This window comes from Acinetobacter sp. FL, from assembly GCF_040744925.1.
In the GTDB taxonomy this organism is placed as follows: Bacteria; Pseudomonadota; Gammaproteobacteria; order Pseudomonadales; family Moraxellaceae; genus Acinetobacter; species Acinetobacter radioresistens.
On sequence record NZ_CP160437.1, the window covers coordinates 2,885,087 to 2,896,454 of the forward strand.

At 44.6% G+C, this 11,368-nt stretch carries 10 protein-coding genes; 1 reads left to right on the forward strand and 9 read right to left on the reverse strand.

Annotation, left to right across the window (positions count from 1 at the left end):
• Positions 1 to 72 precede the first annotated feature (72 nt).
• Genes ABZP31_RS13575 through ABZP31_RS13610 form a run of 8 tightly spaced genes read right to left on the reverse strand, consistent with a single transcriptional unit; the run spans position 73 to position 7,782 of the window.
• Positions 73 to 936, reverse strand: coding sequence for a hypothetical protein (locus ABZP31_RS13575; protein ID WP_248133745.1), 864 nt, complete (start codon positions 934 to 936; stop codon positions 73 to 75).
• Between the two features lie 7 nt (positions 937 to 943).
• Positions 944 to 2,029 (reverse strand): 3-dehydroquinate synthase, encoded by a 1,086-nt coding sequence (gene aroB, locus ABZP31_RS13580; RefSeq protein ID WP_005405251.1) that lies wholly within the window; start codon positions 2,027 to 2,029, stop codon positions 944 to 946.
• A gap of 18 nt (positions 2,030 to 2,047) precedes the next feature.
• Positions 2,048 to 2,599: a shikimate kinase AroK gene (aroK, locus tag ABZP31_RS13585; protein WP_005018052.1), complete on the reverse strand. Its 552-nt coding sequence runs from the start codon at positions 2,597 to 2,599 to the stop codon at positions 2,048 to 2,050.
• Between the two features lie 36 nt (positions 2,600 to 2,635).
• Positions 2,636 to 4,816, reverse strand: a complete 2,181-nt coding sequence (locus tag ABZP31_RS13590) for a type IV pilus secretin PilQ (RefSeq protein ID WP_005405252.1) — start codon at positions 4,814 to 4,816, stop codon at positions 2,636 to 2,638.
• Positions 4,817 to 4,833: 17 nt separating this feature from the next.
• Positions 4,834 to 5,361 carry a pilus assembly protein PilP gene (locus tag ABZP31_RS13595; protein WP_005018049.1) on the reverse strand — a complete coding sequence of 176 codons (528 nt, stop codon included), beginning with the start codon at positions 5,359 to 5,361 and terminating at the stop codon, positions 4,834 to 4,836.
• Positions 5,358 to 6,068 (reverse strand): type 4a pilus biogenesis protein PilO, encoded by a 711-nt coding sequence (locus ABZP31_RS13600; protein WP_111282513.1) that lies wholly within the window; start codon positions 6,066 to 6,068, stop codon positions 5,358 to 5,360. Before ABZP31_RS13600 ends, ABZP31_RS13595 begins: the two co-directional genes overlap by 4 nt.
• Positions 6,065 to 6,724: a PilN domain-containing protein gene (locus tag ABZP31_RS13605; protein WP_139880691.1), complete on the reverse strand. Its 660-nt coding sequence runs from the start codon at positions 6,722 to 6,724 to the stop codon at positions 6,065 to 6,067. The genes ABZP31_RS13600 and ABZP31_RS13605 overlap by 4 nt, the downstream gene beginning before the upstream one ends.
• Entirely contained in the window at positions 6,724 to 7,782 is a 1,059-nt protein-coding gene (locus ABZP31_RS13610) for a pilus assembly protein PilM (RefSeq protein WP_119879669.1), read from the reverse strand. Before ABZP31_RS13610 ends, ABZP31_RS13605 begins: the two co-directional genes overlap by 1 nt.
• Before the next feature lie 160 nt (positions 7,783 to 7,942).
• Between ABZP31_RS13610 and ponA the strand changes: the two genes are divergently transcribed.
• Positions 7,943 to 10,489: a penicillin-binding protein PBP1a gene (gene ponA, locus ABZP31_RS13615; protein WP_262475134.1), complete on the forward strand. Its 2,547-nt coding sequence runs from the start codon at positions 7,943 to 7,945 to the stop codon at positions 10,487 to 10,489.
• A 46-nt stretch (positions 10,490 to 10,535) separates the two neighbouring features.
• Here ponA and ABZP31_RS13620 read toward each other — a convergent pair whose 3' ends face one another.
• On the reverse strand, positions 10,536 to 11,342 hold the full coding sequence (locus ABZP31_RS13620) for a putative RNA methyltransferase (RefSeq protein ID WP_248133747.1): 807 nt from the start codon (positions 11,340 to 11,342) through the stop codon (positions 10,536 to 10,538).
• Positions 11,343 to 11,368 lie beyond the last annotated feature (26 nt).

Below are 11,368 nucleotides of genomic sequence, written 5' to 3' on the forward strand. Positions count from 1 at the left end.
ATTTTAAATATAAGAAATATGCTCTATTTTGCATCATTGCGAAGAGTTTTATACAGGTCCTGAATTTTACTATTAATTAAAAGGATCACTAATTTCATTTTCAACAGGTCTAGACGCATCAGCTGAGGTGCCAGCACGTGATGGCTGCGAAACAGGAATATTAGATTGTGAACGCTGTATATCAACTACATTACCCTCTTGATCTCTTCGGGTAATTGTCGTTTTTACAGTGGAAGGCGCATTATTGGTTTGCGCTGTATTAGCTGCCGGGTTTGTTCGGCTAAGTAAGCTCTCATCAATTTTAGGTAAGGCAGCCGGTTTCAAGACAATCTCACGTACTTTTGCACTTCCGCTCATCTCCTCTGAACCTAAATCATTTACAAAAGCTGCATAATCTTCAAACTTTTGTGTATGCGGCTTAAGCGAAGGTGGAAGTACAAGATTTAATTGATCCAATGCCTGCTCAGCTTCCTGAGCTGTCTTATACTTGCCATAAGCCAGCACATACTGTTCTGTCTGTTCTTCGCCACTGAGTCGGAAATAAATAAAATTATTACGTTGAGGCTGTTTCTTCAGAAAGCTTTTAATAATATCTTCTTCAGAAGAGCGAAATAGTTCATTGGTCCAGAGTTTCTTATTCTCCAGCATAAATTTAGTACCACGAAACTCAGGCTCATGAATGCCTGAAGCCACTATTCGAGTAGTCAGCTCAAGTGGCCGAACTTCTTCCAGCAATGCACCAAGATGGGTCATTGAACCAACCTTCTCAGGCTGGATCTGAGTTTGGGCTTCACTCTCAGGCGTTTTTTTCACTTCGACCAATTGCTCTTTATCTGTCATCAGCCAAAAGATAAAAGCAAGTAACAGGCACAGCAATCCGCTCATCAGCCAGATATACCGCTGAATATTGTCCCGTTGCATACGAACTGCTGCCATATTTTGCCTATGCTCCTTGTTGATTTGCAAGAATTGCCTGCTTCATCAGCTTTAAGTCAAATTCTCTGGTAATTATAGCTTGTCCTAACTGTTTCAGGAGAACCAGACGCAGTTGTCCATTCAGAACTTTTTTATCATGTGCCATATATTCCAGAAACTGCTCAAGCGGAATGTGCGGACATACTATCGGTAAATTTGCACGTTGAATAATATTTTTTGTACGTTGCAAGTCGTCTGCTGAAATCCAGCCCATACGTTGAGACAAATCTGCTGCCATGACCATACCGGTGGCAACTGCCTCTCCATGCAACCACACTCCATAGCCCAGATAAGATTCAATCGCATGGCCAAAAGTATGGCCAAGATTTAATAACGCACGGTCGCCTTGCTCTTTTTCATCACGCGCCACAATACGGGCTTTATGCGCACAGGAGCGATACACTGCTTCGGCCAGAAGCTCAGGATCACGAGCAACCAGCTGATCCATATGCTGCTCTAGCCATTCCAGAAAATCACGGTCTCCCAGTAAGGCATATTTGATTACTTCAGCAAGGCCAGCCGATAACTCACGGTCAGGTAATGTCTTTAGCTGTGACATGTCTGCCATAACTACCTGTGGCTGCTGGAAAGCACCAATCATATTTTTACCCAGCGGGTGATTAATTCCTGTTTTCCCCCCGACACTGGAATCCACTTGCGAAAGCAAGGTCGTTGGCACCTGAATAAAATAAACTCCACGCTGAAAGCTGGCAGATGCAAATCCGGCCATATCTCCAATTACACCACCTCCAAGCGCCAGAACGGTACAGTCCCGGTTAAAGCCAGCTTGCAGAAGTGCATCGAAAATCAGATTAAGATGCTGAATATTTTTATACTGTTCACCGTCAGGCAATACACACGTAGCGACTAATTTATCCAGAGATTTAACCGCCCTTACATAATGGTTCAAGTAAAGTTTTTCGAGGGTAGTATTGGTTACAATCATAACCTGCTTGCCCAGAATATAAGGTTCAAGCAAAGTTTGAGGACTCAGATCACTACCAATAAAAATAGGATAACGGCGATCGCCTAATTCAACATATAAGGTTTGCATACAGTCTGGAACCCGTAATCATGGTGCGGAGTGTAACTCTTCAGAGCTAATAATCTTCAAGATTTTTTGGGCTAGATCTCGTGCTGCCCCTTGATTGGTCTCGATAATATAATGTGCCACTTCCCGGTAGAGCGGGTCACGGGCAGCCAACAGGTCTCGAAGCTTCTGTTCCGGGTTTTCTACTTGTAATAATGGCCGGTTTTTATCACGATAGGTACGTTGAAGCTGAATTTCTACTGGTGTATAGAGATATACTACGATGCCGCGCTGCTTGAGGAATTCACGGTTAGGCGCCTGCGTTACAGCCCCACCACCTGTAGCTAGCACCAGCTTTTGCCGAAGTGTTAGCTGGTCAATAACGGCGGTCTCCCGACTCCGAAAACCAGCTTCTCCCTCTTTTTCGAAAATCCAAGGGATATTTGCTCCTGTTTTACGCTCCAGTTCATGATCACTGTCCAGAAATTCCCGGCCCAGTAACTCTGCCAGATGTCGCCCCACAGTGGTTTTTCCAGCTCCCATCGGCCCTACCAAATAGATATTTGGCAGGGTGTCAAACTCTTTGCTTGGCAAGGAGTCACCTATTGAATTACTTGAATTAAAAATATATTAATGATTTCCAGTCGCACTGTCATTAACAATTCGTGGTGTGACAAAAATCAGTAACTCACGCTTGTTATTACTTTTAGCATCACGGCGGAATAAACGGCCTACACCCGGCAGGTCTCCGAGAACAGGTACTTTCGTTTGCGTATTCCTGGTTTCCTGTTCAAAAATACCGCCAAGGACTACAGTTTCACCATTGTTAACCAGCACATTAGTATTAATTTCATTCTTGTTAATCGCGATCTGGCCAGTTGGTGTCGGGTTCCCCGGAGTATCGCTGGTAATGTTCAGCAACATCTGGATTTTACCATCAGGGGTAATACTGGGTGTTACATTCAGACTTAAAGTAGCATCCACAAATTCAGTGGTAGAGACTGCATTGGCGCCACCGCCCTCTGAAGACTGGTAGGGAATTTGGGTACCAGAAGCAACTCGGGCCTGCTGTTTGTCAGCTGTTAGTACTTTCGGCGTAGAAATGACTTCACCATAACCATCAGCCTGCAAGGCTGACAATTCGAGATCCAGCATAAAATCAGAAAGACTAATTAAACCGAAGGCAATACGGCTTGCACCCGATGCTGTAACGCCTAAATCCACATTCAGGTTTTGTGGTCGCTCTATGGTGTATTTACCATCGTCATCAGGATCACGCAGATTCCATAAGGTAGTTTCACTGCCGCCGACCAGCAGGCTGTTATTACGGGTAATACCCTGTGAAAGAATTCCCCACTTCACGCCCATTTCTTTGGTGAAGTCAGTACTAGCCCTGACAATACGGGCTTCAACCATCACCTGTTTTACAGCTACATCCAGAAGATCAATCATACGGCGGATCTGGTCAAGTTTCTGAGCAGTATCATTAATGATTAAGGTATTGGTACGTGGGTCTATTGAAATGGTTCCTCTTGGACTCAGCAGGCTTCCCACGCTATCACCCAGTGCCTCCGTATTGTTTGAAGCACCGTTAGCACTACCATTACCACTATTTCTGCCTTGGGTAATCAATTTTTCGATATCGACAGCTTTTGCATAATTCAGCTGGATATATTCAGTTTGTAAAGGCATAAGTCTGGTACTTTGCGCAATCGCCTTAGCTTCTTCCTCTTCTGCTTTAATCAGCTCTGCAACCGGAGCAATCCAGATTACATCACCATTACGACGTTTATCCAGGTTTTTGGTTTTTAAAATAATGTCTAAAGCCTGGTCCCATGGTACATCTTTCAGGCGCAACGTAATATTTCCCTGAACAGAGTCGGCTGCAACCAGGTTGATACCAGTGAAATCTGCTAACAACTGTAATACCCGACGAACTTCAATATCCTGAAAGTCGAGTGAAACCTTTTTACCACTATAATTAGGTGCAGAACGGGTTTTGACCGTACTCTTTTCTTCCGGGCGCTTTAAACTGACTGTTAAGCGGTTCTCAGTCTGGTACGCCATATATTCATAACTGCCAGTTGATTGAATAGTAATAATACCATTACCGCCTTCATTATAGGCATCAACAGTCGAGACCGGCGTGGCAAAATCATTCATATTCAAGCGGCGGATCAGATGGGAAGGGATTTTATTTCCCAGCATCCTGACTATGACTTTACTTCCCTGCTGCTGTACATCAGCAGGAGTATTCGGGTTCAGAAAATCAATTAAAACCTGTCCCTCGCCCTGACTTCCACGCTGGAAACCAATGTTCGAGATACCCTGAGCAGGCTGCTGTGCTACAGCAACTGGCTGAGGCAATACTGTAGGCGCGCCTGTTACCGGATTAATCTTTAAAATAAAAGTATTGCCTTCTACACGGGTAGTAAAGGCACCTGCATCTTTTAAACTTACAATAATTCGGGAACGTTGTTCATCAGAGGCCACATGAATTGCGCTTGCTTCATTGGTAGCAACCGGAATACTAGGCTGTTTAAGATTTTGCTTGGCCTGATCAAAGTCTAAGATCAGTCGCGAAGGCTGTTCAAGCTGATAAGCCTGGGGCTGGGGTGGCAATCCATTAAATATGACTCGAATTTCTGTCCCTTGTCCCGGAATCTGCATAGGTACAATATTGGTAATATTGACCGCTGCACTTACCACCTGCATCATTGCTGCAGCAACTGCTCCCATCGCAAATTGACGATATAAATGAATCATGCTGTTGCCATCCCCCATCAAAAATTCTTGAAAACTCTTTTTCATTTTTATTCCTTTCATCCTTAAGGCTGTGGCCCAATCAGTACTAGACTGCGGGGACGTTCCACATAGCCTTCTCGCCCATCCGGGATGATCTCAACCAGGTCAATCTGGGTAGGTGTAATCTGAACAATACGCCCATGATGCATACCCATATAATTCCCGCGCTGCACTTGTTCAATCTGGCCATCGGGCGTCTGGATTAGTGCAATAATCTGCCCTCTTGAATTACGCATACTGCCTTTCATATTTAAAGATTCAAGGGCATAGCTCTCAAGAGGTTGGGGTTGGCGTGAAAAATTCGGATAAACCCGCTTCCCGGCCATAACTTTTAACTCAGCTGCAAGCGAGCTAGGTAAAAATGGACTTCTGAACTGATGTGCTGCATAAGCAAATGTAGGTACAGGACTGAACACAGGTGCCGGTTCAATCGGTAGAGGTGGCTGGTTACGAATGACTGCCATCTCTTCATTTACTGCATCTATACGTGAATCACAGCCTACCAGAATCATGCCGCAGCACAGGCCTAAAATGATCTTATTCCAAGTCATTGTGGCTGCCCTCCTGCTGGGGTATCCGTAGTATTTGGCTGCTCATTATTACCGACATATCGGTATGTTTTAGCTTTCACCGCATAATTTACTTCTGGAATATCTGAGTTCTGCGCCTGTGTACTGGTAATTTCAAAGTCATGCAGGGTTACAATTCGTGGAAGCGCCGCAATAGTGCTCACAAAAGAACCAAAGGCATGATAATCACCTGTTGCCTGAATATCAATTGGCTGTTCAATAAAGAATTCCTGCCGAATTTCACTTTCCAGACGAATATTTTTAAATTTCAGGCCAGAACTTACTCCTGCAACGTTAATATCTTCAACCAGTCCAGGAATCTCGGTTTCTTTAGGCAACTGTTCCAGTTGCTCATTAAAATTCGCTTCCATTTCCTGTAGTTGTGCCTGGTATTGCTGTAAGTTACGCAGTTTAGAGTCCTTTTCACGAAACTCGTTTAACAGATTCTGTTCTTGTGCCTGCGCATTAGAAATAGCTTCAAGTTTGGGGCGAATTGCTAAAAAATAGCCAATTGCACAAACCAGCAGAAACAGAAATACCCAGCAGGTCAGTTTGACTGAAAAAGGCCAGCTGCCGTAATTATGTGTATCCAGAGTATTAAACTGTTGCAGGAAGGCTTCTAGCGTCATTTTTCTTTTAGCAGGTTTAGCATCTTCCTGGTTTAAATCATCAAATTCTTCACGACTCATTGTGCTGCTCCCGCTGCAGGACCCGTTGCTGCTGTATTGGTTGGTGCATTGGGATCAGCCGATGGCGGACTATCAGCAGCAATCTCGCCTGCGTCTACAGTTACAACAAAACTGCCATAGTTTTCTTCTGGTCGGGGTATCAGCGAAGTTGGGTTCTGCTCTTTCTTTTCTTCCGCGGCAAGGAATGAGTTCATAAAGGCATTACGATACCAAGGTGAAGCTTCTAGTCCACGCAAAAGCTCAGCTACAGTGTTCGGGCTTTCTGCCTTCCCTTCGAGAGTGAATTTATCACCAGTCCGTGCAAATTTGGTCAGATACATATTGGCTGGGATTACACGTGCCAGCTCATCCACCAAACGTACAGTAACCGGACGTTTACCCTGTAAGCCCTGAATCAGGTTCATGCGCTCAATAATGGCATCACGCTGTTCTTGCAGGCCATCTAGAGATTTAAGCTGTATATCCAAGTTCTGGTTAGTACTGATAATCAGTTGATTAGCTTGTTCCTGATCATCCAGCTTGCGGTCATAGTACATCCAGGTCAGTACCACTCCGGCTAAACCTAGTAATGCTACCCCAATACAAATAATAATAAATTGCTTTTTCCGTTGTTCCCTTAGCTCATCACGCCAAGGGAGCAGGTTAATTGTTGTCATTAATCAAAACTCCTCAGCGCCAAACCACAAGCCACCATGAGTGAAGATGCATCTTTTTCAACTTTTTGTACATCAACCTGCGGCGCAAAACCCATCTGTAAAAATGGATTGGCAATTGTTACCCGGTAGCCCAGCTTTTGTTGGAGTAGTTTGGCCAGTCCCGGTATGTTGGCATTTCCACCTGCCAATAAAATATGATCAATCTCATTAAACTGTGAAGACGAGAAAAAAAACTGCAAAGAGCGAGCAGCCTGTTGCACTAAGGCCTCTAAAAAAGGCTCGAGTATTTCAATATCATAATCATCTGGCAAATTACGCTCTTTTTTGGCCCGGCCAGCTTCTTCATAGGAAAGGCCATAACGATTCTGGATGTCCTGAGTCAGCTGCTTTCCACCAAAAACCTGCTCGCGAGTATAGATAATCTTGCCATGCTGCATGACAGACAAAGTTGTCATGGTGTGGCCGATATCTAGAATACCTACAGTATTCACCCCTATAGGCAATGTATCAGCGAACACTTTAAACGCACGTTCTAGCGCATAACTTTCTACATCGGCAATTTTCGCAGTTAGACCTGCCATTTCCAGCACTTCGACACGTGCATCTACATTTTCAGTACGGGTGGCCACCAGCAGTACATTTACTCGATCAGGATTTGCCAATATATCTGGCAACACTTCGAAATCAAGACTGACTTCGTCTAAAGGAAAAGGAATATATTGCTCTGCATCCATACGGATCTGAACTTCACGTTCATCATCGTTCATGTCTGCATCCATCTCGATGACTTTATTAATCACCGCCGAAGTAGGTACTGCAAAAGCCGCATTAGCCGCCTGAGGGTTAGCAATGTCAATTACGCGCTCTAAAGCATCGGCAACCGCTTCAGGATTCAGAATATTTTTTTCAACGACACTTCCATCGGAAAGCGGATAAAGCCCGTAACTTTCAACCCAGTATCTGCCACCTTTTACAGAGAGCTCTAACAATTTAACCGAAGTAGAACTTACATCTACTCCGACTAATCCTTTATTTGGTTTACGATATAACCTGAGCACAATGCTTTCCTATTATTTTTTTATCCCCAAAAAAATAACGAACTAATAGTCAGCGTATAATTTTGCACGGATACAATATCTAATCTAACAATCCGTTTATCTAACGGCTATACTGACCATCAATTAGTTTGCCATTAGCTCTTATTAAAACTTACTTGTTATGAAAAAGCTATCCAGTTCAGGCCGTGTTCACCCCTTTTTTTCTATTTTAATTATCATTCTAGTCTCAATACCAATGGGGTTTTATGGTATTTATCTTTATATTGCCCCTTCACTGCCTGAAATGAGTTCGCTCAAAAAAGCACCTTTACTTAAGCCGTTACAGGTCTATACTGCCGATAACGAGCTAGTGGCTGAGTACGGTGGAAAATTGTCTGTACCGGTTGAATATAAACAGATTCCGCCAGCCTTTATTCATGCTTTTCTTGCCGCAGAAGACTCCTCATTTTTTGAGCATAGTGGCATCAGCTTTAAAGGCTTGGGGCGTGCTGTTACAGAGAGTGTTACCGGATCTGACGTGCAGACTGGCGGTTCAACTATTACTATGCAGGTGGCCAAGAACTATTATTTAAGCCCGGAGCGCACCTTAAAACGTAAATTGACAGAGATTTTTCTGGCACGAAAAATCGAGCAAAACCTGAGTAAAGAAGAAATTCTGACCTTATATGTCAATAAGATTTTCTTGGGTAAAAATGCCTATGGTATCGCCGCAGCTGCCAAAATTTATTATAACAAAAGTCTGGATGAGCTAAGTCTGGCACAAATGGCGATGCTGGCCGGCCTGCCTAAAGCTCCATCAAAATATAATCCGGTTGCTAACCCTGAACGGGCATTGGAACGTCGCAACTGGATTCTGGGCCGTATGTTACAGCTTGGATATATCAGCCAGTCACAATATCAGGCTGCCGTGGCTGAGCCGATCAACTTGGACATGCCTGATCGTGGAATCAGTAACCGCTTTCCCTATGTAGGTGAGATGGTTCGCTCTGAACTGGTAGAACGCTTTGGTGATCTGGCCATTGATTCAGGCTATAAAGTGTACACCACCATTGACAGTAAACGTCAGGCCTATGCTGAACAGGCAGTCCAGAATGGTCTGGAAGATTATGACCGTCGCCATGGCTGGCGCGGGGCCGAGGCACATGATGAGCCTTTAAACAAATTTCGGGCATTTGCAAATACTTACCCTGCACAGGTAGTCAAGGTCAATTCCAACTCATTTGAAGCACTGATGCAGGATGGTTCTACAGTGACAGTACCATGGTCTGGCATGTCTTGGGCAAGGCCTTACCGCAATGCTAACAGTGTAGGGGGAGCGCCAAGTCGTGCCTCTCAGATTGTGAAAGTTAAAGATATTATCCGGTTGCGCCCAAATGAAAGTAAAACTTCATGGGCACTGGTCCAGTTACCAAAAGTACAGGGCCAGCTGATTGCAATTAATCCAAATAATGGAGCGATTGAAGCAGTTGTAGGGGGCTACAGTTTTTATCAGTCCAAGTTTAACCGGGCCTTACAAGGCTGGCGTCAACCTGGCTCCACGATTAAACCTTTTATTTATGCTCTGGCTTTAGAGCGTGGAATGACCCCCTATACGATGGTAAATGACAGTCCGATTACGATCGGTAAATGGACACCCAGAAACTCGGATGGTCGATATCTGGGAATGATTCCTTTACGCCGTGCACTCTATTTGTCACGTAATACGGTCTCTGTACGTTTACTACAAAATGTAGGAATTGAGCGTGCACGACAGTTACTTATGGACTTTGGTTTACGTGATGACCAGATTCCACGTAACTATACCATTGCTTTGGGAACACCGCAGGTTCTACCTGTACAGATGGCAACCGGTTATGCCACCTTTGCCAATGGGGGCTACCGAATCCAGCCTCACTTTATCAGTCGAATTGAAGATGCCTATGGCAAAGTGATTTTCGAGGCTGACCCGGAATATGCTTGTATTCCTTGCATTAATGCCAAAGATGATACTGAAGAAGACATTCCGCAGACGCCTGATGATGAAGTCATTGAAGTGACCAATCAGTCTTTAGAGCAATCAAAGAATAATATTAGCGAGCAGAAAGAACCGGAATCAGATTATCGTCAGGCGCAGCGCATTTTAAAATCGAGCTCGGCTTATGATATGGCCAATATTCTTCGGGATGTGATCCAGCATGGTACAGGACGCGCTGCTTTAAAAATTGGCCGTGGTGATATTGGAGGCAAAACCGGTACTACAAATGATGCTAAAGATGCGTGGTTTGCGGGCTTTAACGGCAAACTAGTGACTGTCGCCTGGGTTGGCTTTGACCAGCCAACAACTCTGGGCCGTCGTGAATATGGCGGGGTAGCAGCTTTACCGATTTGGATTAACTTCATGGGTAATGCGCTCAAGGGTACTCCATCATCCTGGGTACAGCTAGACAAAAATGCCAAAGCTCCCCGACTACAAGAAACATCGGGCCAAGTAGAACCTAAGGTTGATCGTGCTTCCCCTCCTCTGGCACGTCCTTTATATCGTCCGGCCCCTCCTCCGGCTGCTGTCACTAATGACTTTGCCGATTTGCCCGGTGAAGAAATCCTGATTCCTTCACGCTCAGCTCCCCCTCAAGTTAATACACCAGATCAACCTGCCCGAACACAGCAACCACGTACTGAACCTCAGCAACGTGATGCACTGGAGAATCTGATTCAAGAGGTCCAATGATTTAAATAAAGAAGCCACCATAAAGGTGGCTTCTTTATTCTTAAAGTCAGTCTTTTTTCTTGAACAGATAAACCTGAAAACTGCCTTGAGTCTCAAAATTTTCCAGTGCTTCTAATCTTTGGTGGCGCTCTGGTTTTGCCTTATAAGCATAAGGGGTCATGGCAACCAGATTTTTGAGTTGCGCCTGGTTGAGCAGTAGCCGGGTTTCAATCAGTGGCTGTTCAACCAGCTCAAAATGTTCTGCCAGCTGCTCAACAAACTTGGCCGGTTCATGAGCATTTACTTCTTCAAATAATACTTCACGCATACTGTAGAGATGCTCAGGCCCTGGCGTAACTACCATGAGATAAGTCCCTGGCTTTAAAACCCTCAAGATTTCCTGCTGGGGAATGGGGCTAAATAAACTGGTACATAAATCTATTGAATGGTCAATTACAGGTAAAACTGCACCTGTACCAACCACCCAAGTTACCTGCCGATTGGTCTTTGCAGCAACCTGTACCGCATTTTTAGCGATATCAACTCCTACACATTGCAAGACTTCAGACTGCATGGCCTGTGTGTAGTATCCTTCACCACAACCAATGTCCAGCAGGTTTTCAATACGAAGACTGGAGATTATCTTGACCACTGCCTGCTGTAACGGTGCATAAAAACCATCAGCCAAGAATGCTCGTCTTGCCTGAACCGACTCAGGCGTATCGCCCGGATTTTTACTGTGTTTATGTTGTACCACATGCAGATTGACATACCCCTGTTTGGCTACATCATAACTGTGGTGATTTACGCAGCGCCATGTCCTGTCTACCAATTTGAGTTGTTCCCGACATACAGGACACATGAGCAGGTTCATTATTTTCTCCAGAATAAAAAAAGCCG

Bases quoted from the DNA above. Each gene is read 5' to 3' on its own strand.
- ponA (WP_262475134.1), top strand. From the start codon at position 7,943: ATGAAAAAGCTATCCAGTTCAGGCCGTGTTCACCCCTTTTTTTCTATT.
- ABZP31_RS13595 (WP_005018049.1), bottom strand. From the start codon at position 5,361: ATGACTTGGAATAAGATCATTTTAGGCCTGTGCTGCGGCATGATTCTG.
- ABZP31_RS13605 (WP_139880691.1), bottom strand. From the start codon at position 6,724: ATGACAACAATTAACCTGCTCCCTTGGCGTGATGAGCTAAGGGAACAA.
- ABZP31_RS13575 (WP_248133745.1), bottom strand. From the start codon at position 936: ATGGCAGCAGTTCGTATGCAACGGGACAATATTCAGCGGTATATCTGG.
- ABZP31_RS13590 (WP_005405252.1), bottom strand. From the start codon at position 4,816: ATGAAAAAGAGTTTTCAAGAATTTTTGATGGGGGATGGCAACAGCATG.
- ABZP31_RS13600 (WP_111282513.1), bottom strand. From the start codon at position 6,068: ATGAGTCGTGAAGAATTTGATGATTTAAACCAGGAAGATGCTAAACCT.
- ABZP31_RS13620 (WP_248133747.1), bottom strand. From the start codon at position 11,342: ATGAACCTGCTCATGTGTCCTGTATGTCGGGAACAACTCAAATTGGTA.
- aroB (WP_005405251.1), bottom strand. From the start codon at position 2,029: ATGCAAACCTTATATGTTGAATTAGGCGATCGCCGTTATCCTATTTTT.